Below are 25102 nucleotides of genomic sequence, written 5' to 3' on the forward strand. Positions count from 1 at the left end.
CTTCAACCCGAACGGAACCGGCTGCTTAAGGCCCGCCGCCGCGCGTGGCTAGGGCGCCGTCGCCGCAGCCCCATGGGAGAAGCGCCACTTCAGCGCCAGGATGGTGGCCGAGAGCGCCAGGCAGACGGCGTTGGACGTGGCCACGGGCCAGCTTCCGATCATCACGCCGTAGGCGATCCAGAGCGAGAAGCCGGTGACCGTCACGGCGTACATCCGCAGCGACACGGACGAGGCGTCGCGTTCGCGCCGGATCTTCACGATCTGCGGCACGAAGCTGGTCATCGAGCACAGGGCGGCGCCCGTGCCGACCGCGTCGGCGATGGAGATCATCGGGGCGCGGCCCGCACGGTGTCGCTGTCCATGGGGACGACAACGGAAAGCCGCACGCCGGGTTGCGCCACGTCGGTGACGAGTTTGCCGCGGAGCTGCTGCGCCATCAGTTGCGCCACCGTCAGGCCGAAGCCGCTCGGGCGCGCGCCCGGCGGGATGCCGACGCCGTCGTCGGCCACGGAGAGTTCGAAGCCGGCTTCGGTCCGCCGCAGCGCCACGCGCACCCGGCCGGTGCGGTCTTCCGGATAGGCGTGGCGCAGCGCGTTGCCGACCGCCTCGCTGACCAGCAGGGCCATCGGCGCGCCCTGGCGGCCGGGGATGGTCACGCTCTCGAGGTCCAGGTCGATCTCGACGCCTTCGCGGCCCGCCGACCCGGCCAGGTCGCCGACGATCTCGCGGACCAGCGCCGCCAGCTCCACCTGCTCGGCGTCGCCGACCCAGCCGACGTGGCGGTGCGAGACGCTGACGGCGGCGACGCGCTGCTGCACGGCGCGCAACGCGGTCCTGGCGCCCTCGTCACCCGTGCGACGGCCCTGGAGGAGAACGATCGAGGAGATGAGCTGCAGGGTGTTCTTCACCCTGTGATCGACCTCGCGCGCCCTGGCCGCCTGCCGCTCGAGCGCCTGCTCGGGGCTGTCGGTAATCGGATTGGCCATCCCGTCTCCCGTCGTTCGGCCGTCGACCCGACGAGATTATCCCACCTCCCGCAGCCTGTAGCTGTGACTCGGCGTCGCCGGTCGCCGAACGTGGCGTCGCCCTGCGGGATGTTGACGCCGGATCGCCTTGACCCCGTCGGCGGGCCACGCCAAAGCGCCCCTCATGAATATCCTCCTCGTGGGTTCGGGCGGGCGCGAGCACGCGCTGGCGTGGAAGATCGCGGCCTCGCCGCTGGTGAGGCGTCTCGTGGCCGCGCCGGGTAATCCGGGCATGGCTGCGCAGGCCGAACTGCGGAACGTGTCCGCGACCGACGTGGAGGGCCTCGTGGCCCTGGCCCGCGAGATCGCGGCGGACCTCGTCGTGATCGGGCCCGAATCCTCGGTCGCGGCGGGCCTCGGCGACGCCGTCGTGGCCGCCGGCATCCCATGTTTCGGGCCGTCCGCGCAGGCGGGACAACTGGAGAGCTCCAAGGCCTTCACCAAGGCCTTCTGCGACCGCTATGGGCTGCCGACGTCGGCCTATGCGGTCTGCGGGAGCGCCGCCGAGGCCCGCGCGGCGCTGCCCCGCTTCCAGCCGCCCTATGTGATCAAGGCCGACGGGCTGGCGGCCGGGAAGGGCGTCGTGATCGCCGCCACCCGGGAAGAGGCCGAGGCGGCCATCGACGACGCCTTCGGCGGGCGCTTCGGCGCGGCGGGCGCCCGCGTGGTGCTGGAAGAGTTCCTGGAGGGCGAGATCGGCTCGCTGTTCGCGCTCTGCGACGGCAAGGACTCGATGGTGTTCGGCTGGGCCCAGGACCACAAGCGCGCCTTCGACGGCGAGCAGGGGCCGAACACCGGCGGCATGGGGACCTACTCGCCGGCGCCGGTCTTCACGCCGGAACTGGTCGAACAGGTCCGCACCCGGCTGGTCGAACCCGCCTTCGCCGGCATCGCGGCCGACGGCGCGCCGTATCGCGGAGTCCTCTTCGTGGAGCTGATGGCGACCCGGGACGGCCCCAAGCTGGTCGAGTTCAACGTCCGCTTCGGCGACCCGGAGTGCCAGGTGCTGATGCTGCGCCTGGAGAGCGACATCGTCCCGTACCTGCTGGCCTGCGCGCAGGGCCGGCTGGCCGGGATGCCGGCGCCGACGTGGCGCGACGAGAGCGCCGTCTGCGTGGTGATGGCCGCCCGGGGCTATCCGGAGAAGCCGGCGGCGGGTGGGGCGATCAACGGCGCGGACGCCGACTTCGGCGCCGACACGGTCGTGCTGCACGCCGGCACGAAGCGGGACGAGGCGGGCCAGCTCCGCGCGTCGGGCGGCCGCGTCCTCAACGCCTGCGCCCGCGGCGCCACGCTGCGCGAGGCCCGCGACCGCGCCTACGCCGCCGTCGACGCCATCGACTTCCCGGACGGTTTCTGCCGCCGCGACATCGGCTGGCGGGCGCTGGTCTAGGACCACCGCCGTCGAATGGTGAGAGCTCCCTTCCTCCTCGACGGAGGAAGGGTCGGGGATGGTGGTGTGCGCAGGCCGGCGGCGTCTGAAGCGCCGCTCGGCGCCGACATGCGTGACAGCGCCAACGCCGCGGCCACACCACCACCCAACCCTCCTCCATCGAGGAGGAGGGCCAGATGTTTCACGGCTTCGTCCCAGGCCTGAGACGTCGCTGAATGTGGACTCGTCCTAGCCTTCCGCCACGGCGCGGAGCGCCGGGAGCGCCACCGCGTGCCAGGCGCGGCCCATGCCGCCGCGCACGTCCTCGGTCTCGCGGTCCTCGAACCGATCCCACCCCGAGTGGACCAGCCGCACATGCGTGCCGCCCGAGATCTCGGTCAGGCGGATGTCGACGAAGGTGTCGGGCAGGCCCCAGGTGAACGACAGCCGCCGCGGCCGGTCCAGCACCTCGATCCGGCACGCGATCGCATCCGTCACGTCGCCCGCGAGGCGCCGCGCGCGTTCGGGCTGCAGGTAGAAGACGTGACCGGCCTCCGCCCGGAACCGCAGGGCGCCCATCCACTGCGTCACCTGCGCCGGATCGCTCAGCGCCTGCCAGACCCGCTCGCGCGGGGCCGCGATCTCGATGATCGACATGACGTCTTCGGCCATGCCCCCGAGTGGCGGACGCCGTGCCGGGGCGTCAAGCCTTGCTCCCTCGCCCCGCCCGGCTAAAAGGGCTTCAAACGAGCGTACGAGAGCGTGGGGAGACGAACATGGCCGAAGCCCTGACCGCCGAGCAGGAGCGCGAGGCGCTCAACACCGGCACCAAGGACGTGGCCGACAGCCACAAGTTCGACGAGGCCTCGCTGGCCCGCTGGATGGAGGCCAACGTCGAGGGCTACGCCGGCCCGCTTGAGGTCCGCCAGTTCAAGGGCGGCCAGTCGAACCCGACCTACCAGCTCGTCACGCCGGGCAAGAAGTACGTCATGCGCAGGAAGCCGCCGGGCAAGCTGCTGCCCTCGGCGCACGCGGTGGACCGTGAGTTCAAGGTGATCTCGGCGCTCTATCCGACCGGCTTTCCGGTGGCCAGGCCCTACGGGCTCTGCACCGACGAGAGCGTCGTCGGCACCATGTTCTACATCATGGACATGGTCGAAGGCCGGATCCTCTGGGACCAGTCGCTGCCGGCCTATTCGCCCGCCGAGCGCCGCGAGATCATCCTGGCCAAGATCAAGACCCTCGCCGACCTGCACAACACCGACTACGTCAAGGTCGGCCTCGAGGACTACGGCCGCCCGGGCAACTACATGGCCCGCCAGGTCGACCGCTGGACCAAGCAGTACAAGGCCTCCGAGACGGTCCACATCCCCGAGATCGAGAAGCTGATCGAGTTCCTGCCGCGCACCGTGCCCGAGCAGGAGCGCACCTCGATCGTCCACGGCGACTACCGCCTCGACAACATGATCTTCCACCCCACCGAGAACCGCGTCGCCGCCGTGCTCGACTGGGAGCTGGGCACGCTGGGCGAGCCGCTGGCCGACTTCACCTACCTGCTGATGAACTGGATCAACGGCGGCATCTCGCAGATCCCGGACCTCAAGGCCCACGGCATCCCGACGCTGGACGAAGCGGTCGCCTACTACTGCGAGCTGACCGGCCGCTCGGGCCTGCCGGAGCTGAACTGGTTCTACAGCTACAACACCTTCCGCCTCGCCGGCATCCTGCAGGGGATCGTGGGCCGGGTGCGCGACGGCACCGCCAACAGCCCCCACGCCGCCCAGCAGGCCGACCGCGTGCTGGCGCTGGCCGAGACGAGCTGGAAGTTCGCGCAACTGGCGGGCGCTAAGTAGCCCGCGACAGCACGGCGACGAGCGCCGCGTCGTCCTCGAAGACGGCGCGGACGGGCCAGGCGGTGACGCGTTCGCGCCAGGCCGGCGGCAGGCGCGCCCAATCCTTCTCGGTGGTGACGAGGCCGGCCCCGTACTGCGCGGCGCGGTCGCTCAGGCGGGTGAGATCGGCTTCGCTGTAGGCGTGGTGGTCCGGGAAGGGCCAGAGGTCCTTCAGGTCGCAGCCGGCGGCCTGCAGCGCGCGCTCGACCTTCCAGGGCTTGCCGACGCCGGCGAAGCCGACCTGCGGCCCGGCCGGCGGCGGCGCGGCGGGGGCGAGCCGGGCGACCAGCACCGGCAGGCCTTCGAACTGGCGCACGAGCGCCGGGTCGGGCGCATCGAGGTCGGCCGGGAGCAGCAGGACGACGGCGTCGGCGCGGGCGAGGCCGGCCTTCAGCGGCTCGCGCATCGGGCCGGCGGGAAAGACGCGGCCGTCGCCGAAGGGCCACTCGTCGTTCCGCGTCTCGCCGTCGACCACGACCAGCGACAGCGTCCTGGCGACCGCGGGGTTCTGGTGGCCGTCGTCCATGACGACGAGCTTCGCGCCGGCCTGGGCCGCGGCCATCGCGCCGGCCGCGCGGTCGCGGGAGACCCAGACGTCGAGGTCCTGCGCCAGCATCAGCGGCTCGTCGCCGACGTCGGCGGCGGTGTGCTGCGCGAGGTCGACCTTCACCGGGCCGGCGAGCGATCCGCCGTAGCCGCGGGTCAGGACCGTCCCGCCCAGCCGCCGCGCGAGCTCGCGCGCCACCGGCGTCTTGCCCGCGCCGCCGACGGTGAGGTTGCCGACGCAGATCACCGGGACGCCCGGATCGACCGGCCGCCCGTTCGCGATCCGGCGCGCCGTGGCCGCGGCCCAGATCCAGGAGATCGGCGTGAGCGCGAGGCGCGCCACCGCGCCCACCTTGGCGTCGCGGGTGTACCACCAGCGCGGCGTGGACAGCTTCATGGCAAGAGCGGCTCCAGCAGCTCCAGCGCCCGCTGCATCGTCGCTGCGTTCTGTCGGCCGGCGTAGGCGAGGGCGGCCTCGCCCATGCGCCTCGCGATCGTCGGGTTGTCGAGCAGGCCGCGGAGGTGGCGCGCGAGCGCCGCGGCGTCGGCGGCCTCGATCGCGGCGGCCTCGGCGAACAGTTCTGCGTAGGTCTCGGCGGCGTTGAAGGCGTGCGGGCCGGTCAGGATCGGGCGGCCGATGCGCGCGGGCTCCAGCGGGTTGTGGCCGCCGACGCCGGGGGCGAAGCCGCCGCCCATCACGACGATGTCCGCCAGGCGGAAGAAGAGGCCGAGTTCGCCCAGGGTGTCGGCGACGTGGATCGCGCCGGTCGGCGCCTCGCCCGCGGCGCGGCGGGTCGCGCGCAGTTCGTCGGCCAGGGCCGGGCCGCGGTCGGGGTGGCGCGGGGCGATCACCAGCAGGGCCTCGCCGAGGTTGGGCGCGGCGTCGTGGAAGGCCTTGGCGACGAGCGCCTCCTCGCCGGGATGGGTGCTGGCCGCCAGGACGACCTTGCGGCCGGCCGTGGCGGTCCTGAGGCGCTCCAGTTCGGCGGCGTCGAAGGGCAGGGGATCGCCGACCAGCTTCAGGTTCAGCCGCGGACCGGGCCGCCCGCCCAGGCGCGCGAGGCGGTCCTCGGTGGCCGCGTCCTGCGCCGCCAGCACCTCGAAGGCCCCGACCAGCGCCCGCGCCGAGCCGGGCCAGCGCGACCAGCGCGCGGCGCTGGCCTCGGTCATGCGCGCCGAGATCAGCGACAGCCGCACGCCCCGTGCGCCGGCCGCCAGGATCAGGTTGGGCCAGAGTTCGCTCTCGACGAAGACGCCGGCCGCCGGCCGCCAATGGTCGAGGAAGCGCCGCACGGCGCCCGGCGCGTCCACCGGCGCGAACTGGTGGATCACGCCGGCCGGCAGGCGCTCGGCCATCATGGCCGCGGCGGTGACGGTGCCCGATGTGACCAGGAGGGCGAGATCGGGCCGGTGCGTGCGCAGCGCCGAGACCAGCGGCAGCAGCGACATGGTCTCGCCGACGCTGACGCCGTGCAGCCAGGCCAGCGGGCCGTCGGGGCGGGCCGCGCCGGGCCGGCCCAGGCGCTCGCCCAAGCGGGCGGCGTCTTCCTTGCCGCGACCCGCGCGACCGCGCAGCACGGCCGGCGCGAAAGGCTCCAGCAGGCCGGTCGCCGCGCCGTAGAGGGCGAGCGGAAGCGTCCTCATCCTACTTCGCTCCTTCGGAGCTACGAAGGATTGAACCGAACCCTGCGAAGCCTCGGCGAAGCAGGGTCACGCCACCTTCGCGCAGCCGACGCCGCAGCCGGCGTCGTCGGTCTCGATCTGCAGGGTGGCGTGGCCGATGCGGAAGCGTACCGCCAGTTCGGCGCTGGCGCTCTGCAGCAGGGCGTCGGCGCCGTCGTTGTTGGGCCGCAGCAGGTGGGCGGTCATGGCCGTCTCCGTGGTCGAGAGCGCCCAGACGTGGAGGTCGTGGACGCCTTCGACGCCGGGCAGGCCGGCGAGGTAGCCCCGCACGGCGTCGACGTCGATGCCGCGCGGCGCGGCGTCGAGCACAAGGTCGACCGAGTCGCGCAGGAGGCCCCAGGTGCCGAACACGATGACGGCGGCGATCAGGAGGCCCAGCGCCGGGTCGATCCAGAGAAGGCCCGTGCGGCTCATGGCGAAGGCGCCCACCACCACGGCCAGCGAAACGCCGGCGTCGGCGGCCATGTGCAGGAAGGCGCCGCGGACGTTGAGGTCGGAATGGGCGCCGCGCATGAAGAGCAGGGCGGTGGCGCCGTTGATCACCACGCCTAGCGCCGCCGTCAGCATGACGAGGTCGGACTCCACCGGCGACGGCTGCAGGAGCCGGTGTACGGACTCCGAGGCGATGGCGCCCACCGCGACCAGCAGCAGGACGGCGTTGGCGAGCGACGCCAGGATGGTGGCCTTGCGCATGCCGTAGGTGCGGCGGCCGGCGGGCGCCCGCCTGGCCAGGATCGTCGCGCCCCAGGCCAGCAGCAGCGACAGCACGTCCGAGAGGTTGTGGCCCGCGTCGGCCAGCAGCGACAGCGAGCCGGTCCAGAAGCCCACGCCCGCCTCGGCGGCCACGAAGGCGGTGTTGAGGATCACGCCGATCGCGAAGGCGCGGCCCATGTCGGCGGGGGCGTGGTGGTGATGGTGGCCGTGCCCGTGGCGACCGTGGCCATGATCGTGCCCACCATGGTCGTGGGCGCCATGGTCATGGTCGTCGTGCGCGTGGCCGTGGTCGTGCTGGTGGGCCATCGGGCCTATGTCTCACCGCCCGCCGGGGCGATCAATGCGATACCAAGTAACGGGGATCAGCGGGCGGCCAGCGCCTCGGCCCTGCGCGTCGCCGCGGAAAGGCGCGCCGACCAGTCGGCGACCAGGGCGGCGATGGCGGCTTCGTCGGCGTCGGGCGGGACGAAGAGCGGGCCGTCCCAGACCACCGAACCGCGGCCGAACGGGGCGGCCCACATGACCTTGTCCCAGGTGCCCTGCATCTGCGCGGCCGGCGCGGCGGCGATGCCCATGAGGTAGACGGCCTGGCCCGAGCGCCTGGCGATCTGCAGCGAGCCGGCGGCGATCACCTCGTTCGGGCCGCGGGGACCGTCGGGCGTGACGACGAGGGCGCCGCCGCCGGCCACCCACTGGGTCGCCTCGCGGATGGCGGCGACGGCCTGGCGCGCCTTGGCGGCGTCGCCCTTCTTGGCGGACGAGACGCGGATGGCCGGGAAGCCCGACATGTCGAGGGCGCGGGCGATGAACTCGCCGTCGGCGCTGGGGGAGATCAGGGCCTTGGTGCGCTTCCTCCACCACTGCGGCGCGGTGGCGAGGCAGAGCGGGATGCGGCCGTGCCAGAAGAGCGCGATGGCGCCCCTGCTGTCGTCCGCGAGGACGGGTTCGACGGCGTCCAGGTTCTCATGCGTCCAGCGCACGGTGCGCAGGATGAGCCGCAGGTAGGTCCCGAGCACCCAGCCGAGGAAGGCCTGGACGCCGTCCGAACGGAGCAGCTTCTTCACGCGGCGGGCTCCGCCTCCAGGTCCTGGCCCCCGAGATCCTGAGTCCGGGCCAGGCGGGCGTAGAGGCCGCGCTTCTTCACGAGCGCGCCGTGGTCGCCGGTCTCGACGATCCGGCCGCGGTCGACCACGTAGATGCGGTCGGCGCCGCGGACGGTGGAGAGGCGGTGGGCGATGAGCAGGGTGGTGCGGCCGGCCATGAGGCGCTTCAGCGCCGCCTGGACCTGCGCCTCGCTCTCGGTGTCGAGCGCGCTGGTGGCCTCGTCGAGCAGGAGGATGGGCGCGTCCTTCAGGAAGGCCCGCGCGATGGCGATCCGCTGGCGCTGGCCGCCCGAGAGGCGGGCCCCGGCCTCGCCGACGACGGTGTCGTAGCCGTCGGGCAGGGCGGCGATGAACCCGTGCGCCGCGGCGGCCCGGGCGGCGGCCTCGATCTCGGCCGGCGCGGCGTCGGGGCGGGCGTAGGCGATGTTGGCGCGGATGGTGTCGTCGAACAGGAACGGCTCCTGGGTGACCAGCGCGATCTGGTCGCGGAGCGAGGCGAGTGTGACCTCGCGCACGTCGGTCCCGTCCAGGGTCACGCGGCCGGCGCTGACGTCGTAGAAACGCGGGATGAGGTTGAGGATCGTGCTCTTGCCGCCGCCCGAGGGGCCGACGAGCGCCACGGTCTCGCCGCGCCGCGCCTCGAGGTCGACTCCGCCCAGGGCCGGCGGGCCGTCGCCGCCGTACGAGAAGGCGACGCCTTCGAAGCGGATGTGGCCCTCGGCGCGGGCGACGGGACGGGCGCCGGCCTGCTCGCGCACCTCGGGCTCGACGTCGAGGGCGGCGAAGAGGCGGCGCGCGGCCGACATCCCCTCGGCGAACACGGTCTGGAGGTTGGCGAGCTGGCGCAGCGCCTGGCTGGCCATGGTCAGCGCCGCGACGAAGGAGAAGAAGGCGCCGGCGTTCATCTCGCCCTGGGTCGAGCGCCAGCCGGCGTAGGCGAAGACGACGGCCACGATCAGCGTCATCAGGAGCTCAGTCGCGGGCGCGGCGCGGGCGCGGGCGTTGGCGCCCTTGGTCAGGTGCTTCTGGCGGCGGGCGACCACCTCGGCGACGCGGGCCTCCTCGTAGGCCTCTCGGTTCTCGATCTTCACGACGCGGACGCCGTCCAGGCTCTCCATGATCGCCGAGGAGAGGTTGGAGGTCTCGGCCATGGCGCCCTTGGCGGCCTTGGTCGTGCGCTTGGAGAAGCGGCGCATGATCCAGCCGGCGACCGGCACGGCCAGCAGCAGCACGAGCGACAGCGCCCAGTCGTTGGCCACCATCACCAAGACCGCGCCGATGAAGACGAGCAGGTTCTGGGTGTAGTTCACGACGCCCGAGGTGGCCGCCTCACGGATCAGGCCGGCGTCGTACAGCACCGAGGAGACATAGGCGCCGGAGTGCTGGCTGCGCAGGTGCGCGAGGTCGGCGCGGACCAGCTTGCCGAAGAGCTGCACCTGCACGTCGCCGACGACGGCGTTGCCGATGTGGTTGACCAGCGTGGCCTGGACGATCTGGGCGACGGTGCGGGCGACGGCCAGGGCGGCGATGGTCAGCGGAATCCAGAGCAGCGCGCCGGCCTTGTGGAAGACCAGGAGGTCGTTGGTGGCCGGCTCGATGATGCGGACCAGTTCGGCCGAGCAGTAGGCCACGACCACGGCGGCCAGCATGGCCACGGTCCAGCCCCGCCAGCGCGGCGCCATGTAGCGCTGCGCCACCCGCGCCACGACCGCGCGGGCGCCAAGCTCCGGCGGTGCGGGGGCGCTCATGGGGCTGGGGTCGGATGTTGCGCGGGCGGTGTCAAGCGGGCGCCGCCCCGCGCGCTGTGAGCGCTCTCGGATTCAACCGCGGAGATCACAGGGAGACGTGGAGGGCGAGACGGCGCCCTCTTTGCGGCGGCGTGCCCGAGCCGGGCGTCTGGGCGCTGATGCTGCTGGGCTTCGGCGCGGCGGGCGCGGGGCTGCGCCGAAACCGCGCGGCGGCGGCTCGGGCCTGAGGCCCGCGCTTCCGCTCCGGCGCGTCTGGCCCTATCTGGGGCCGATGACGGACGCTCCCGCCGACGACCGCTTCGACCTTTCCACGCCGGCCGGGCGGACGAGGGCGTATCTGGATTACCTCTGGAACGACCATGCCTATCTGCGGCTGGGGTTCTCGAACGCGCACTGGATCAGCGAGGAGCTGGTGCGGGCGAACCAGCCGTGGCCGCATCAGATCGCGGCGTGGAAGGGCCGGGGGATCCGGACGATCGTGAACCTGAGGGGCGGGTTCGACGCCAGCTTCCACGCGCTGGAGAAGGACGCCTGCGCGCGGCTGGGACTGAACTTCGTCAATTTCACCATCACCTCGCGGGAGGTTCCGTCGCGGGATCGGGTGCTGGGGGCGAAGCGGCTGTTCGAGACGCTGGAATATCCGGCGCTGATGCACTGCAAGTCCGGCGCGGACCGGGCGGGCGTCATGAGCGTGCTCTACATGCACTTCCGGAAGGGCAAGACGATCCGCGAGGCGCTGGAGCAGCTCTCCTTCAGGTACCTGCACATCCGGCACGGCAAGACCGGAGTCCTGGACTACACCTTCGCCCGCTACCTGACCGAGGGCGAGCCGGCGGGGATGAGCTTCCTCGAGTGGGTCGAGAGCCCGATGTACGACCCGGCCGGCATGAAGGCCGACTTCCGCACCAACATGTGGGGGAACGCGCTGGTGGATGGCGTGCTGCGGCGGGAGTAGGGCGTCGTTCCTCCCCGTCGGTCCCCGAAGGGGCGGGGCGGTGGCATATGGATGCGGGCGGCCGAAAGGCCGTCAGTCAAACCGCGGAGATCGCGGAGATACGCGGAGGATTCCGGTGGATCCGCGAGCTCTCTGCGTATCTCTGCGATCTCTGCGGTTCATGAATCGGGCGGACGAGCCGCCCACAAACCGTATGTGATTGCCCTGCCCGAAGGGGGAGGAACCGGCTCAGGCGGCGGCGGCGACGCCGGCTTCGGCCAGCCACTCCAGGATCTTCTGCTTGGGCATGGCGCCGACCTTCATCGAGGCCATCTGGCCGCCCTTGAACAGCATCATGGTGGGGATGCCGCGCACGCCGTAGCGCGACGGCGTGGTCGGGCTCTGCTCGATGTCGAGCTTGGCGATCTTCACCTGGCCGGCCAGCTCGTCGGAGAGCTGCTCCAGCGCGGGCGCGATCTGCTTGCAGGGGCCGCACCACTCGGCCCAGAAGTCGACCAGGACGGGCGTCTCGGACGCCAGCACGTCGGCCTGGAAGGATTCGTCGGTGACCTTCACGGTGCTCATCGAAAAACTCCTGTGGCGCGGGTCTCGCCTGCGCCGCTTTAGGGGCAACGCGCGGCACGCGCCTTCCTGATCCGCCGATGTAGGCGGACCCCCGCAACGTATCAACCGTCACGGGCGAGGTCAGCAAGCGTCCGGGCGATCAGGTTTTCTGGAACCGGCATCAGCTTCGGGCCGTCGGTCCAGACGATGGCGGCCTCGATCCGGCGGCCCGGGAAGACCTCGGCGAGGACGGCGGCGTAGAGAGCCATCTGGCGCAGGTAGGCGGGATCGGCGGCCTCGATCGTGTCGGGCGAGGGGCGGTTGGTCTTGAAGTCCACGACCAGCACACGGCCGGGCAGGACGACGAGGCGGTCGATGCGGCCCGAGATGCGCAAGCCGGGCGGCAGGCTCGCGGCGGTCCCGGCGACGGCGACCTCGGGGCGCGAGCCCGGGCCGAACACCTCGGCGAAGCGGGGGTCCTGCAGCACGGTCAGCGCGGCGGCGGCCATTTCCGCGCGCTGGCCGGGCGTGAGGTCGCGCTCGCGGGCCAGGAGGTCGGCGGCGCCCCTGGCCCACGCGGCGGGCGCGATGTCGGGCAGGAGCTGCAGCAGGCGGTGGATCAGGTCGCCGCGGCGGAAGCGGCCGAGGCCGGCGCTCTCGGCCAGCGGCGAGGCGGCCGCGGCGGCCGCGCCCTCGCCCAGGTCGGACGGCGAGGCGTAGCGGGCGTAGGCCTCGGCCCTGGCGGGCGTTCCGGCCCAGGACGGCAGGGCCAGGCGGACGGCTTCCCCGGGCGGCCGGGCGCGGACGCGCTGCGGGTCGGGGCCGTAGCGGCGGAAGCGGGCGCCGTCGGGGTGTTCGAGCTCGCGGACGTCGCCTTCGATCCCGGCGTGGCTCAGCGCGTCGCGCACGGCGCCCCACCAGCCCGCAAGCGTCTCGGGGTTCGTCCGCTCGGCGCGGCGTCCGCAGAGCACGAGCCGGTCGCGGGCGCGGGTGAGGGCCACGTAGAGCAGGCGGTAGGCTTCCGCGTCTTCGCGGTCGCGACGCAACCTGCGGGCGTCGGAGGTCGCCGGACAGTCGTTTGCCGACCGCGCGCTCCAGAGGAAGCCGACGCCCTCGGCGCCGCGGTCGACGCGCAGCAGGGGCGAGCCGCGGGAGGTGTTCGCAAGGTTGGTCTCGGGCAGGAAGACGATGGGCGCCTCGAGGCCCTTGGCGCCGTGGGCGGTCATCACCCGGACCTCGGCCTTCGCGCCCTCCATCTCGCGCTTCACGACGATCTCCAGGCCCGAGAGCTCGTCGGCCAGGCTTTCGAGGTCGTGGGCGCCGCGGTCCTCGGCGGCCAGCGCCTGGTTCAGGAACTCGTCCAGCGCGTCGCGGGCCTCCGGGCCGAGGCGGGTCAGCAGGCGCTGGCGCATCGAGCGGCCGTCGGTCCCGACGTGCTCGACCAGGCGGACGAAGAACTCGAACGGCCGCGCCGTCTTCGCCGTGTCGAGGGCGAGGCGGAGGAAACGCGCGGCGTCGCGCCAGAGCGCGGTCTCGTCGGCGCGGTCGCGCAGCGTGCGCCAGAGCCGCCCTTCGCGGCCGTGGGCCAGGGCGTAGAGGCTGTCGTCGTCGAGGCCGCAGAAGGGGCTCTTGAGCAGGCCGGCCAGCGTCAGGTCGTCGCCGGGGAAGAGGGCGAAGCGGGCCAGCGCCAGCAGGTCGTCGAAGATGATGTGGTTGGAGAGCGAGAGCCGGTCGGCGCCGGCCACGGGCAGGTCCGCCTGCTTCAGGGCCCGCAGGATCTCCTCGAACAGCGCGCCGCGGCGGCGGACCAGGATCAGCACGTCGCCGGCGTGGGCGGGGCGCAGCCTGAGCGTCTCCTTGTCGTGGACCGCTTCGCCGCGGGCGATCAGGCCCTTGATCTCGGCGGCGATGCGGCGCGCGAGCTTCTTGTTCCCGCTGTCGCGGGGCTCGACGTCGAGCGGCAGGTCCCAGGCGCCCTGGTCCTGCGGGCCGGGATCGACCTCCATCTCCCAGAGGTCGACGCAGCCGGCGTGCGCGCGGCGCGGCGGGGCGATCTCGTGGACGACCGCGTCGCCGGGCTGGATCGCGGCGTTGAGGTGGGCGGGCGTGAAGACGGCGTCGACGAAGCCCAGCACCTGGGGCGTCGAGCGCCAGGACTCCAGCAGGTCGATGCGCCGGACGCGGTGGTCGGTGTCGGCGACGCGGGCGGAGTAGGCCTCGAAGCGCTCGGCCAGCAGTTCGGGCCGGGCGCCCTGGAACGAGTAGATCGACTGCTTGCGGTCGCCGACGACGAAGACTCCCCGGTCGAGCTTCCGGGCGGGCCGGCCGCCGGCGCCGGCGAAGAAGTCCTCGGTCAGCGCATCGACGATGGCCCACTGCTCGGGGGCGGTGTCCTGCGCCTCGTCCAGCAGGATGTGGTCGACGCCGCCGTCCAGCTTGTAGAGCACCCAGGCGGCGGCCGGCCGGTCGCGCAACAGGGCGCAGGTCTTCTCCACGAGGTCGGCGAAGTCGAGCGCGCCCGAGGCGTCCTTCTCGATGCGGTAGGCCTCCAGATAGGCGTGGGCGAGGCTCAGCGCATCGACGCTGTCGCGGCCGACCTGGGCGGCGCGCAGGCGTTCGCGGACGTTGTGCAGGCGCGCCTGCTCCTCCAGCAGGAAGGCCTTCAACTCGGGCTCGGCGCGCAGCAGCCTGGCGGTCTCGACCCATTTCCGCGGCTCGTCCTTCTGGGTGAAGAAGAGGTCGACGGCGTCCGCCAGGCTCGGATCGGCGGCGTTCGCGAGCGCGTCCAGGATCGCGGCGCGTTCACCGTCCTGCTTGCCGCCGGCGCGCAGCGCCTCGGCGCAGCGGCGGTAGAGGCCGCGGTCGATCCCGGCCATGGCGCCGCGGGCCAGAGCCTCCGGGTCGGTGTCGGGCGCGATGTCCACCGTCCGCCAGACCCAGTCGACCGCGCCCGCCAGGCCGCCGCGGTCGAAGAATTCGCGGAGCGCCCCGCGCCGGGTCTCGAACTCGGCGAACATGGCCTGGAAGCGGCGGAAGTCGAGCGAGACCGCGAGGCGGCCGTAGGCGTCGGCCAGCGGGCCGGGGATGTTCAGCACGTGGTGCGCGACGGCCTTGCGCGCGGCGGCGGCGACCGCGGCGGCGGCGGCCTCGTCCATCACGCGGAAGCCGGGCGGGACGCCGGCCTCCAGCGGGAAGCGCTTCAGCACCTTCTCGCAGAAGGCGTGGATGGTCTGGATCTTCAGGCCGCCGGGCGTCTCCAGGGCGGCGGCGAACAGGCCGCGGGCCTCCGACAGGTCCTGGTGGTCGAAGCTGGCGGGGGCGCGGGACCGCAGCTTACCCAGCGCGTCGCGCAGGTCGGCGTCGCTGGCCACGGACCAGCCGCCCAGGCGCTCGTAGAGCCGGCGCTGCATCTCGGACGCGGCGGCCTTGGTGTAGGTGACGCAGAGGATCGTCTCGGGCCTGGCCTTGGCCAGCAGCAGGCGCGCCACCCGGTCGATGAGCGTCTTGGTCTTGCCCGAGCCGGCGTTGGCGGTGACGAAGACCGAGATCGTCGGGTCGGCCGCCTCCTCCTGGGCATGGCGCGCCTCGCCGCGGCTGAAGAGGTCCACGAGGGTCATCCTGCTTCGCTCCTGGCGGGGCTTCGCAGGATCGATCCTCCGCAGGCGCCCAGTCCTCCGAAGCCTTGGCGAAGGAGGGTCATTCGTCGTCGTCCTCGCCGCTGGTGGACCACTCGAAGACGCGGGCCAGGTGGTCGTAGTCGGAGACGTACATCTTCACGAACTGCGGGGCGGTGCGCGAGGTGTAGCCCTGGGCCGGGTCGGCGTAGCGGGCGATCAGGCGCGTGAGGCCGGCCAGCGCGCCATCGACCGCCTCGCGGGTGTTGAGGATCTTGTCGCCGTCGCCCCAGGGCGCGGCGCGGACCTCCTCGCGGCCGGGGTTCGGATGGCGACCGCTGACTTCGAGGTAGGTGAGGTCGCCCGCGGTCACGGCGCCGACGTCGGCGAAGCCGCCGCGCTCCAGGATGGCGGCGGTGAGCGTGAGCTGCGGCGAGAAGCCGGTCTCGACCATGCGCTTGGAAGGCGCGCGGCCGGTCTTGTAGTCGAGCACGTGGCCGAGGCCGTCGGGCGTCACCTCGATGCGGTCGGCCTTGGCGGCGATGGTGAAGGGCCGGCCGGCGATGTGCAGCGTGGCCTCGCCCTTCTTCTCGACGAAGAGGACGCGGCTGTCGGCGCGGCGCGTGCGTTCGAGGTCGGCGACCCAGGCGGCGGCCTCGCCGGCCAGCGCGGTCTCGCGGGCGAGCGCGTCGCGGGGCATGCCGGCCTTCTCCAGCTCGCTGAGATAGAGGTCGCGGAAGATGTCGGCGGCGTCGGGCGGCAGCGCGGTGGGCCAGTCGAGGACGAAGCGCTCGAAGGCGGCGTGGATGGCCGTGCCGCGGGCGCGGGCCTCCACCTCCTCGTCGGGGCGCTCCAGCAGGTAGAGGCCCAGGATGTCCCGCGCCCAGACGGCGTAGGGATCGCGGGTCAGGGTCTCGATGCGGGTGACGAAGAGCTTGTCGGGGCGGTGCTCGACCGGCGGCGCCGGCGACGGCCGCCTGACCGGATCGTAGGGGCCGGGCGCGTCGAGGGCGGCGGCCCAGGCCAGCGCCTCGGGCCGCCCGGGGATGGCGAGGCCGGCGCCCTTGGCCAGGGTCTCCAGCCGCCAGAGCCAGCGCGACTTCACGGTGGGCTGGCCGTCGCGGCGCTCGGTGTGCAGCAGGACCACCTCGGGGGCGCAGACCGCCTGGGCGAAGTCGTGGGCGGCCAGCCCGATGCGGCGCTCGGGCGAGGGCAGCTTCAGCGCTTCGCGCATAGGCCGCGAGAGGAACGGGTCGGTGGGCGCGGCGGCGGGCCAGACGCCCTCCTCCAGACCGGCGACGATGAGGCGGTCCGCGCGGACGAGGCGGGCCTCGATCGAGCCCAGGATGCGCAGGCGCGGATGGGTGGCGCCGCCGCTGCGCACCGTCTCGCCCTCCATCAGGCGGCGCAGCAGCTCGGCGAACTGGCGCGGCGTGACGGTCGGCAGGTCCTCGCCTTCGCGGATCAGGCCCGAGAGCAGGCGCGACATGGCCTCGCCGGCGTGCCCCGCCCACAGGTCGCCCGAAAGGGGGTCGCCCGTGCGGCCGGCCTCGTCGGCGGCCAGCGCCTCCATGGCGCCGACGAGGCGCAGCGCCGCGGCGGACGGCGCCTCGTAGGCGTCGCGCGGCCAGGTGACGGCCTCGACGATGGCCTGCAGGCGTTCGGCCAGCGGGAGCGCGTCGGGCGCGGGGTTGCGGCCGCCGGTGAGGCGGGCCTTCAGCTCGTCCCAGGTGCGGGCGCGGGCGCCGCGCAGGCCAGAGCGCTCCAGTCGGGTCGCATCTCCGAGGCGGGTGAGCGGGTGCTTCAGCAGGCCCAGCAGCGCCACCGGGTCGACCGGATCGACCGCCGCGCGGGCGACGAGGCCCGCGAGCGCGCCGCAGGGCGAGCCGGCCAGGCTCTCGCCGGCGGAGGAGTCGGGGACCACGCCCCAGCGGGCCAGCTTCGCGGAGACCCGGCGGGCGAGCTTCTGGTCCGGCGTGACCAGCGCGGCGGTCTGCTCCGGCGTCTCCAGGGCCTCGCGCAGCAGCAGCGCCGCGACGGTGGCGGCCTCCTCCTCGGTGCGGGCGTCGACCAGCGAGAGGCCCGCGAGGCCCTCGGCGACGGCGTCGGCGTGCTCGCGGCGCAGCTCGCCGATGACGTGGAGCCAGTCGGCGGTCTCCTCGGCGGGGCGCAGCGCCTCGTTGACGATGCGGCGGCGCCAGCGCTGGGGCCGGGTCTCGCCGGTGGACGCCGGCCAGGTGGCGACCTCGCCGCGGGCGACTTGCGCGGTGTCGAGCAGGCGGCGCAGCGCGCCCTGCGGATGCTGCACCTCCACCTTGCCCCAGGCCTTGTCGCTGAGGTCGAGGTCGACGCCGGGCAGGACGACCGCGCCCCGGGGCGCGGCGGCGATGGCGATCATCAGCGCGCGGGTGGCGGGCGCCGTGCCGGTGGAGCCGGCGGCGACCATGACGCCCTGCGGCGGCCGGTCGGTCCAGACCTCGGCCAGGCGGCGGAGCAGGCGCACGCGGCGCTCGCTGACGTCGACCACGCCCAGGGCGGCGAGGCGGGCGGGCCAGAGCGCAAGCGCGTGATCGAGGAACTTGCGCGAGACCTCCCAGTGCTCGGCGAGTTCGACGGGGGCGAGGCCGCCGAGGGCTTCGCGGACGTCGACCTCCTCGATCTGCAGGCCGTCGAGGAAGCCGCCGAGGGCGTCGGCGAGGTCGAGGGCCTGGCCGGCGCTGCCGACGCCGCCCGGGACGTGCTCGGCGAGCTGGGCGACGAGGCGGACCAGCTCGAAGCGGCGGCGGAGCGGGTCGATGGCGGCGGGCAGGTCGAGCGCAAGGTCCCCCGGCTCGAAGGGCGGCTCGCCGGCTTCCAGGTCGCCCAGCGGGCGCATCTGCGGCGGCAGCACGGCCTTGCCGCCCGCGGCGTGCAGGAAGGCGTCGGCCAGCGCGCGGGCGCCTCTGCGTGTGGGCGTCAGCACCACGGCGTCCGCCAGGGCCTCGGGGCCCAGCGGGATCAGGGCGTCGTAGAGGCCGCGGGCCAGGTCTTCCGCGAACGGCCGGTGCGCCGGGATGTTGAACCAGCGCGACCCCGGCTGCTCGAAGAAGGCGGTCATGGAGCCAAAACTTCGCCCAGTATCTCGAACTCCGCCGCGTCGCGGGCCACGGGATCGCCGACGTGCATCCAGAAGCCGTCCATCGGCGTCCCATGCAGCCGGCCCAACGCCTGCAGGCGATGCCATGTCGGAATGATCGAGAACGGGCCGTCAGGTTCTCCGTCAAGCACCTCAGGCTTCAGGATCGCGAAGCCGATGTTGGCGAACGGAGTCGGCGGGTCAGGCGCAACGGAGTGAGTAAGGCGACCCGCGTTGTCACGGAAGAAGCCCTGCGGCCCTTCGAAGCCGATGCCCTGTCCCCGCGTCACAAGGAGAAGGAGGATGTCCATGGCGGCGGGATCCCAGGCCTCCTTGAGGCCCTCCAGCGCCGGCTTCTCACCCTCGATCCACAGCGAGTCGATATTGGCGACGAAGATCGGATCGCGTCCGAGCTTGTCCGCGGCGTGCTTGATACCGCCGCCTGAGTCCAAGAGGCCGGCGCGCTCATCGGAGATCAGGATCTCCATGCCCTCGCGCTTGGCGAGATGCTCTTCGAGTTGGCCAGCGAAATGATGGACGTTGACGACCGCGCGTTCGACGCCGGCGTCTTCCAGCCGATTGAGCACGCGGTCGATAAGCGGAATGCCCGCGACAGGGACCAGCGCCTTTGGAATGCGCTCGGTCAGCGGCCGCATCCGGCTGCCGATGCCGGCCGCCAGCACCATCGCGGTCTTGGGCCCGGGCACGCTCACGAACGGGCCCCGGCGGGGACGTGGCGGTCGAGCCAGGCGGCGAGGCCGCTGAGCGCCGGGTCGGCCAGGCAGCGGTCGAGATAGCCCCAGAGGCGCGGCATCAGCGCCGCGTAGCGGGGCTTGCCGTCGCGGGTGGCGAGGCGGGCGAAGATGCCCAGGATGCGCACGATGTTGAGCGCCCCCAGGCTGTGGAAGTCGGCGAGGAAGGCCTGCCGGTCGAGGCCGGGGCGCAGGCGGAAGTAGAGGTCGAGGCACGCCGCCTCGCGCTGCGGCGTCACCTGGCGGCGCGCGTCGTGCAGCAGCATGGAGAGGTCCCACGCGGGGTGGGCCTTCAGCGCGTCCTGGAAGTCGAGCAGGCCGACGCGCCCGGCGCCGCTGCGGCCGGGCAGCCAGATCAGGTTCTCGGCGTGGTAGTCGCGGTGGCAGAAGACGGTGGCGTTCGCATCGCCGTACCGGCGGATCGGGCCCCAGACGGCTTCCCATCCGGCGACGGCGCCGGGGCCGAAGGCGGGCTGGGCCTTAAGCTTCGGCAGCCACTCGATGAAGATGCCGTCGGCGGTGGCGAGCGCGGTCTCGTCGTAGGTGAGCAGCGGCCAGCTCACGCCGCCGTAGCTCAGCACGTCGGGCGGGGTCACCGCATGCAGGCGGGCGAGCGCCTCGATGGCCCCGGCGTACATCGGCGCCTCGTCCTGGCCCTGCTCGATCAGGCGGGCGAAGAGGTCGTCGCCGAGGTCTTCCAGCACGGCCAGCCCGGCGCGTGGGTCGGCGGCCACGATCGCGGGCGCCGAGAGGCCCTGCTCGCGCAGCCAGCCGGCGGTGGCCACGAACGCGTCGACGCGGCCGGCGGCGAGCCGGGCCAGCGCGTTGTAGCCCAGGGCCGCGCGCTCGGCCGGGGTGGCGCCGGGCGGGCAGGGCGCCGTCTCGGCGCTCGGCGGCTGGTCCATGAAGATCAGCGTGGTCCCGGTGGCCGTGCGCAGGCGCTCGTAGGCGCGCGTGGAGGCGTCGCCCGACAGCGGCTCGCGCCGCGCGTCGCCGAGGCCGGCGCCGCGCAGGAACTCCGCCTTCAGGGCTTCGCGCTCAGAGCTCAACGTCACGTCCTTCCCAGGCGCCATGCGCCGTCAGCCGCGCCAGCCGGCCGCCAGCTTCGTCCGGGGCGATGACTATATCGAGTCGGTCGCGGGGCAGGTCGCCCTCCAGCCGCTCGGGCCATTCGATGACCGCCGCGCCGGCGTCGAGGGCTTCGTCCAGGCCGATCTCGTAGGCCTCGTCGGGGCTCTCCAGGCGATAGAGGTCGAAGTGGGCGACGCTGAGGCGCGGGCCCTCGTAGAACTGGACGAGCGTGAAGGTGGGGCTGGGCACCTCCTCGCCGGGCGTGGTGAGCGCGCGGATGAGGGCGCGGGCCAGGGTCGACTTGCCGGCGCCCAGCGGGCCGGAAAGGCAGACGGCCTCGCCGGCCTCGAGCTTCGCCGCCACGGCCTCGCCCAGCCGTGCGGTGGCCGCCTCGTCCGGAAGGTTCATGCAAAGGCCCGGTCGCGGTCGGCGGGCAGGCCGCGTTCGACGTAGGCCTTCAGGCGGGCGGTGGCCTCGGCCGGGTCGCCGTCGAGCGCCCCGGCCGGGATCGCCGGGCCCACCGTCAGGGCGAACGCGCGGCCGCGCTTGTTCAGCAGCTCGTGGAAGAGGGTGATGTCGCGCAGCTCGTCCGAGCGGCCGTGGAACAGGTGGAACAGCGTCGACCACGGCCCGGCCACGTGGATCGGCAGGACGGGCGCCTCGTACTTGCGGGCGATCGAGATGGCCGAGGACATCCAGGTGGGGTCCGAGAGGCTGCCGTCGGGCTGGCGGCGCGCCAGCCGGCCGGCGGGGAAGATGGCGAGGCAGCGCTCGGCCTCCAGCGCCTCCCTGGTGGCCTGCAGGGTCACGCGGGTCTTCTCGCGGGTGCGCTTGGCGTCGACCCATTCGACCGGGATCAGCACCTCGCCGAAGTCGGGGCAGACGCGGTGCGCGTCGGCGTTGGCGTAGAAGCAGATGTCGGGGCGCAGCGGCTTCAGCGCATCGAACACCGCGATGCCGTCGGCGATGCCGGTCGGGTGGTTGCAGATGACCACGAGGCGGCCGGTGCGCGGGACGCGGTCCAGGCCCGTGGCGGTGACCTTGAGCGCCAGCAGGCCCGAGATGTGGTCCAGGGCCGCACGGCCGGGCAGGACGGCGATGGCGTCGGCCATGCGGCGCGCCTTGCCGTAGTCGAGGATCGCGTAGAGCAGGGGCCTGAGCAGCGGCCACGCCGGGCCGCCCGAGAGCCTCGGGGCCCGCTCGGCGATCAGCACATCGACGATGTGGTCGCGGGCGCGCGCCGGCTTGGCGGCGGCCGCGGTGGCGACGGTCATGACCGGAACATGGCCTGCGCCCCGACACCGCCGCAAGCCGCGCGGCGTTCCGGATGAGGGGGCGTGCGAGCCGTCGAGCGGGTTCTGGCGCGTCGGCCGCCGGTTTGATTCGACCACGAACCACACGAACCACACGAACAAGCCGCCGGCCGCGCTCGAGGCCGAGCTCATCTCTGATCCGTTCGTGTGGTTCGTGTGGTTCGTGGTTGAATGAAGGCGCCTGCGGCGCGCATCGCGCCGCCGGCTCAGCGCTGGCTTCTCAGCCGGGCGATCAGGGCGGCGGTGGAGGGGTCGTGCGCGCCGGGCGGGCCGCCTTCCAGTTCGCCGAGGACGCGGGCGGCGAGCGTCTTGCCCAGCTCCACGCCCCACTGGTCGAAGCTGTTGATCCCCCAGAGCACGCCCTCGACGAAGACCTTGTGCTCGTAGAGGGCGATGAGGGCGCCGAGCCGCTCGGGATCGAGGCGGTCGAGCAGGACGAAGCTGGAGGGGCGGTCGCCGGGGAAGGCGCGCTGCGGGTCGGGCGTCTCGGCGGGCGGGCGGCCGACCATAAGGGCCTCGGCCTGGGCGACGGCGTTGGCCAGCAGCTTGGCCTGCGCGGCGGGGTCGCCCTCGGAGCCTTCGCGCACGGCCAGGATATCGACCGGGACGATGTCGGTCCCCTGGTGCAGGAGCTGGAAGAAGGCGTGCTGGCCGTTGGTGCCGGCGTCGCCGAAGACGCTGGCGGCCGTCGCGTGCGGGACGGGCTGGCCGGCGGCCGTGACCCGCTTGCCGTTCGACTCCATCTCGAGCTGCTGGAGGAAGGCCGCGAAGAGGCGCAGGCGCTGGGCGTAGGGCACGACCGCGCGGATGGGGCGGGAGAGGCCGTTGCGGTTGAAGACGTGGGCGAGGGCGAGGAGGACGGGGGCGTTGCGGTCGAGCGGCGCGGCCCGGAAGTGCTCGTCCATGGCCCAGGCGCCGGCCTGGAAGCGGGCGAAGACGTCCCAGCCCAGGGCCACGGCGCAGGAAAGGCCGACCGCCGACCAGATCGAGTAGCGGCCGCCCACCCAGTCCCAGAAACCGAACACCTGGTCGGCGGGCACGCCGAAGGCCTGCGCCTTGTCGGGGGCGGCGGAGACGGCGACGAGGTGGCTGTCGGACGCGGTTCCGAGGCTGGCGCGGAGCCACGCGCGGGCGGTCTCGGCGTTGGTCAGGGTTTCGAGGGTGGTGAAGGTCTTGGAGACCGTGACCACCATCGTCTCGGCCGGGTCGAGGCCGGTCAGCGCCTGGGCCAGTTCGGCCGGGTCGACGTTGGCGGCGAAGCGCAGGTCGATGGGCGGGTCGAGCGGCTTCAGCGCCTCCCAGACCAGGCGCGGCCCGAGGTCGGAGCCGCCGATGCCGATGTGGACGATGGCGCGGAAGGGTTTGCCCGTGCAGCCGGCCTTGGCGCCCGAGCGCACGGCGTCGGCGAACGCCTTCATCGCCGCGCGGCTGGCCTCGACCTCGCCCGAGACCGGCCGGCCGCCGGCCCTGAAGTCCGCGCCGTCGGGCGCGCGCAGCGCCATGTGCAGGGCCGGGCGGCCCTCGGTGGCGTTGACGATCTCGCCGGCGAAGAGGCGGTCGCGCGCGGTCTCGACGCCGGACGCGCGGGCGAGGTCCAGCATCACCGAGAGGTCGGCCAGCGACCACGGCTGCTTGGAGAGGTCGATCTCCAGCCCGGCGGCGTCGAGGGTCAGGCGCGCGAGCCGCCCGGGCTCGGCCGCGAACAGGCCGTCGATGCGGCGCCCGGCGGCGGCCGTCGCCGCCCGGTTCAGAGCCGCCCAGGCGGCTTCGGTCTGGTTCACCTCTGGCATGGCGTCATCAACACCGATTGCGCCGCGAACGCCACTCCTGTTCCCGGGCCCGCCGCTGGGCCTGGATCCGGCGAAGGCCGATGGGCGAAGATCGGCGGGACGACGCGCTCAGGCCACCTTCCGCCTGGGGTTGGCATAGGCGCGTTCGGTGTCGCCGATGTAGTCGCGGGTGATGGGGAGCACGTCGACGCGCTTGGCGAGCTGGATCTGCCAGATGAACTGGCGGCGCGCGCGGAAGCTCTGCTCGGCGATGCCCAGGTAGAACTCGAACATCCGGCAGAAGCGCTCGTCGTAGAGCTCCGCGATGTCGGCGCGGGCGGCCTCGAAGCGGTCGCGCCAGTGGCGGATGGTCTCGGCGTAGTGCAGGCGCAGGATCTCGATGTCGGTGACGATCAGGCCCGCCCGCTCGATGGCCGGCAGCACCTCGCTGAGCGCCGGCGAGTAGCCGCCGGGGAAGATGTACTTGTCGATCCAGGCGTTGGTGACGCCCGGCTCGGGCCGGCCGATCGCGTGGACGAGGCCCACCCCGTCGTCCTTCATTAGCCGGGCCACGCCGTCGAAGTACTCCTGGTAGTTGGGGCGGCCCACCGCCTCGAACATGGCGACCGACAGCACCCGGTCGTAGGTCCCCGTGAGGTCGCGGTAGTCGGTCAGCGAGAACCGCGCCTTGTGCGCCAGGCCCAGCGCCTCGGCGCGTTCCTTGGCGACCTTGAGCTGTTCGACCGAAAGCGTGATGGCGTCGACCTCGACGTCGCAGTCCTTCACCAGTTGCAGGGCGAGGCCGCCCCAGCCGCAGCCGATCTCGACCACGCTGTGCCCCGGCTGGGCCTGCAGCTTGGCCGCGATGTGCCGCTTCTTGGCGAGCTGGGCTTCCTCCAGCGTCATGTCGGGCCGCTCGAAGTAGGCGCAGCTATACTGCATGTCCTCGTCGAGGAAGCGCCGGTAGAGGTCGTAGGAGAGGTCGTAGTGGTGGGCGACGTTCCGGCGCGCCGCCACGCGGTCGTTGGCCTCGCGCAGGGTGCGCTTCAGCCAGCGACGGAAGGGATTGCGGCCCTTCTTCCTGCGGTTCTCGGCGTTGGCGCCGATCAGGTCGATGAAGTCCGAGATCGTGCCCTGCTCCAGCACGAGGCCCCCGTCCATGTAGGCCTCGCCCACGCCCAGCCCCGGCTTGGCGGCGATCCGCGCCGCCCAGGCTGCGGTGGTGACCTTCGCGACCAGCGGCGGGCCCGAGCCGTCGCCGAGCTTCAGCGTACCGCCCCCCGGCAGCTTCAACGTCAGATCGCCGGTGCGGACCACCCGCTCCAGCATCGATTGCAGACCCATCGACACGCTCCTGGAACCCTCCCCGCAGAGTAGGTCGGACGCCGGGAAAGCCAAGACCGCGCGCGAATCCTCACGTCCGCCTTGACTCGCCCCGGCGCTGTTCCTAACTCCCCGACCGACGTTGGCACTCGGGGGCCGGGACTGCTAACAGCCGCGTCCGCCCCTCGCCCGCGTCGCGATTTGAACCCGTTCCGAACGGAAGAAGAGAGAACAACACATGGCGTTTCGTCCCCTGGGAGATCGCGTCCTCGTCAAGCGCGTCGAGGAAGAGGAAAAGACCAAGGGCGGGATCATCATCCCCGACACCGCGAAGGAAAAGCCGCAGGAAGGCGAGGTCATCTCCGTCGGCCCGGGCGCCCGCGACGACTCCGGCAAGGTCCAGCCGCTGGACGTGAAGGCCGGCGACCGCATCCTGTTCGGCAAGTGGTCCGGCACCGAGGTCAAGCTCGACGGCGAGGACCTGCTGATCATGAAGGAAAGCGACATCCTGGGCGTCGTCTCCTGAGCGAGACCGCCTGAGCGCCCACCGGGCGGCTTCCCCCA

The 25102-nt window shown here is 73.0% G+C and carries 23 protein-coding genes; 6 read left to right on the forward strand and 17 right to left on the reverse strand.

What is annotated here, in order from left to right:
- Positions 1–48: 48 nt before the first annotated feature.
- Positions 49–330, reverse strand: a complete 282-nt coding sequence (locus KF737_RS04505; protein WP_296450773.1) for a SemiSWEET family sugar transporter — start codon at positions 328–330, stop codon at positions 49–51.
- A complete protein-coding gene (locus KF737_RS04510; protein ID WP_296450775.1) occupies positions 327–986 on the reverse strand; it encodes a sensor histidine kinase in 660 nt (219 codons plus the stop codon). Before KF737_RS04510 ends, KF737_RS04505 begins: the two co-directional genes overlap by 4 nt.
- A 163-nt stretch (positions 987–1149) precedes the next feature.
- Between KF737_RS04510 and purD the strand changes: the two genes are divergently transcribed.
- Entirely contained in the window at positions 1150–2418 is a 1269-nt protein-coding gene (purD, locus tag KF737_RS04515) for a phosphoribosylamine--glycine ligase (protein ID WP_296450776.1), read from the forward strand.
- A 228-nt stretch (positions 2419–2646) separates the two neighbouring features.
- On the opposite strand, the gene KF737_RS04520 is transcribed toward purD, so the two are convergent.
- Complete coding sequence (locus tag KF737_RS04520) at positions 2647–3069, reverse strand: SRPBCC domain-containing protein (RefSeq protein ID WP_296450779.1); 423 nt, start codon at positions 3067–3069, stop codon at positions 2647–2649.
- A gap of 104 nt (positions 3070–3173) precedes the next feature.
- On the opposite strand from KF737_RS04520, the gene KF737_RS04525 reads away from it, so the two are divergent.
- Positions 3174–4250, forward strand: coding sequence for a phosphotransferase family protein (locus KF737_RS04525; RefSeq protein ID WP_296450781.1), 1077 nt, complete (start codon positions 3174–3176; stop codon positions 4248–4250).
- Here KF737_RS04525 and lpxK read toward each other — a convergent pair.
- The 5 genes from lpxK to KF737_RS04550 all read right to left on the reverse strand — a co-directional run bounded on the left by lpxK (position 4243) and on the right by KF737_RS04550 (position 10083).
- Complete coding sequence (gene lpxK, locus KF737_RS04530; protein WP_296450783.1) at positions 4243–5232, reverse strand: tetraacyldisaccharide 4'-kinase; 990 nt, start codon at positions 5230–5232, stop codon at positions 4243–4245. The two genes, KF737_RS04525 and lpxK, sit on opposite strands and share 8 nt — an antisense overlap.
- Positions 5229–6479, reverse strand: a complete 1251-nt coding sequence (locus tag KF737_RS04535; protein ID WP_296450784.1) for a glycosyltransferase N-terminal domain-containing protein — start codon at positions 6477–6479, stop codon at positions 5229–5231. The genes lpxK and KF737_RS04535 overlap by 4 nt, the downstream gene beginning before the upstream one ends.
- Before the next feature lie 66 nt (positions 6480–6545).
- Positions 6546–7538, reverse strand: coding sequence for a cation diffusion facilitator family transporter (locus tag KF737_RS04540; RefSeq protein ID WP_296450786.1), 993 nt, complete (start codon positions 7536–7538; stop codon positions 6546–6548).
- A gap of 56 nt (positions 7539–7594) precedes the next feature.
- A complete protein-coding gene (locus tag KF737_RS04545) occupies positions 7595–8296 on the reverse strand; it encodes a lysophospholipid acyltransferase family protein (RefSeq protein ID WP_296450788.1) in 702 nt (233 codons plus the stop codon).
- A complete protein-coding gene (locus KF737_RS04550) occupies positions 8293–10083 on the reverse strand; it encodes an ABC transporter transmembrane domain-containing protein (RefSeq protein WP_296450789.1) in 1791 nt (596 codons plus the stop codon). Before KF737_RS04550 ends, KF737_RS04545 begins: the two co-directional genes overlap by 4 nt.
- A 131-nt stretch (positions 10084–10214) precedes the next feature.
- Between KF737_RS04550 and KF737_RS04555 the strand changes: the two genes are divergently transcribed.
- Positions 10215–10310 carry a PEPxxWA-CTERM sorting domain-containing protein gene (locus KF737_RS04555; protein WP_296450791.1) on the forward strand — a complete coding sequence of 32 codons (96 nt, stop codon included), beginning with the start codon at positions 10215–10217 and terminating at the stop codon, positions 10308–10310.
- A 44-nt stretch (positions 10311–10354) separates the two neighbouring features.
- Positions 10355–11038 carry a sulfur transferase domain-containing protein gene (locus tag KF737_RS04560; protein WP_296450793.1) on the forward strand — a complete coding sequence of 228 codons (684 nt, stop codon included), beginning with the start codon at positions 10355–10357 and terminating at the stop codon, positions 11036–11038.
- A gap of 228 nt (positions 11039–11266) precedes the next feature.
- Here KF737_RS04560 and trxA read toward each other — a convergent pair whose 3' ends face one another.
- From trxA to KF737_RS04595, 7 genes are all read right to left on the reverse strand, one after another.
- A complete protein-coding gene (trxA, locus tag KF737_RS04565; protein ID WP_296450795.1) occupies positions 11267–11602 on the reverse strand; it encodes a thioredoxin in 336 nt (111 codons plus the stop codon).
- 101 nt (positions 11603–11703) lie between these two features.
- A complete protein-coding gene (addA, locus tag KF737_RS04570) occupies positions 11704–15198 on the reverse strand; it encodes a double-strand break repair helicase AddA (RefSeq protein WP_296450796.1) in 3495 nt (1164 codons plus the stop codon).
- A gap of 79 nt (positions 15199–15277) precedes the next feature.
- Positions 15278–18292, reverse strand: coding sequence for a double-strand break repair protein AddB (addB, locus tag KF737_RS04575; protein ID WP_296450799.1), 3015 nt, complete (start codon positions 18290–18292; stop codon positions 15278–15280).
- Positions 18289–19023 carry a nucleotidyltransferase family protein gene (locus KF737_RS04580; protein WP_367273208.1) on the reverse strand — a complete coding sequence of 245 codons (735 nt, stop codon included), beginning with the start codon at positions 19021–19023 and terminating at the stop codon, positions 18289–18291. The genes addB and KF737_RS04580 overlap by 4 nt, the downstream gene beginning before the upstream one ends.
- Entirely contained in the window at positions 19020–20117 is a 1098-nt protein-coding gene (amgK, locus tag KF737_RS04585) for an N-acetylmuramate/N-acetylglucosamine kinase AmgK (protein WP_296450801.1), read from the reverse strand. The genes KF737_RS04580 and amgK overlap by 4 nt, the downstream gene beginning before the upstream one ends.
- Positions 20101–20541 (reverse strand): tRNA (adenosine(37)-N6)-threonylcarbamoyltransferase complex ATPase subunit type 1 TsaE, encoded by a 441-nt coding sequence (gene tsaE, locus KF737_RS04590; protein ID WP_296450803.1) that lies wholly within the window; start codon positions 20539–20541, stop codon positions 20101–20103. Before tsaE ends, amgK begins: the two co-directional genes overlap by 17 nt.
- Positions 20538–21407, reverse strand: coding sequence for a 1-acyl-sn-glycerol-3-phosphate acyltransferase (locus KF737_RS04595; protein ID WP_296450805.1), 870 nt, complete (start codon positions 21405–21407; stop codon positions 20538–20540). Before KF737_RS04595 ends, tsaE begins: the two co-directional genes overlap by 4 nt.
- Between KF737_RS04595 and KF737_RS04600 the strand changes: the two genes are divergently transcribed.
- Positions 21394–21621 carry a hypothetical protein gene (locus tag KF737_RS04600; protein ID WP_296450806.1) on the forward strand — a complete coding sequence of 76 codons (228 nt, stop codon included), beginning with the start codon at positions 21394–21396 and terminating at the stop codon, positions 21619–21621. The two genes, KF737_RS04595 and KF737_RS04600, sit on opposite strands and share 14 nt — an antisense overlap.
- A gap of 31 nt (positions 21622–21652) precedes the next feature.
- Here the strand turns inward: KF737_RS04600 and pgi are convergent, their stop codons facing one another.
- Together pgi and KF737_RS04610 are read right to left on the reverse strand one after the other, a co-directional pair.
- The gene (gene pgi, locus KF737_RS04605; RefSeq protein ID WP_296450808.1) at positions 21653–23227 is read right to left on the reverse strand and encodes a glucose-6-phosphate isomerase; all 1575 of its coding nucleotides are present in this window, start codon (positions 23225–23227) and stop codon (positions 21653–21655) included.
- 117 nt (positions 23228–23344) lie between these two features.
- Positions 23345–24559 carry a cyclopropane-fatty-acyl-phospholipid synthase family protein gene (locus KF737_RS04610; RefSeq protein WP_296450810.1) on the reverse strand — a complete coding sequence of 405 codons (1215 nt, stop codon included), beginning with the start codon at positions 24557–24559 and terminating at the stop codon, positions 23345–23347.
- A 217-nt stretch (positions 24560–24776) separates the two neighbouring features.
- Here KF737_RS04610 and groES point away from each other — a divergent pair, with 217 nt between their 5' ends.
- The gene (gene groES, locus KF737_RS04615; protein ID WP_296450812.1) at positions 24777–25064 is read left to right on the forward strand and encodes a co-chaperone GroES; all 288 of its coding nucleotides are present in this window, start codon (positions 24777–24779) and stop codon (positions 25062–25064) included.
- Positions 25065–25102 lie beyond the last annotated feature (38 nt).

This window comes from Phenylobacterium sp. (assembly GCF_019636135.1).
Lineage (GTDB): Bacteria > Pseudomonadota > Alphaproteobacteria > Caulobacterales > Caulobacteraceae > Phenylobacterium.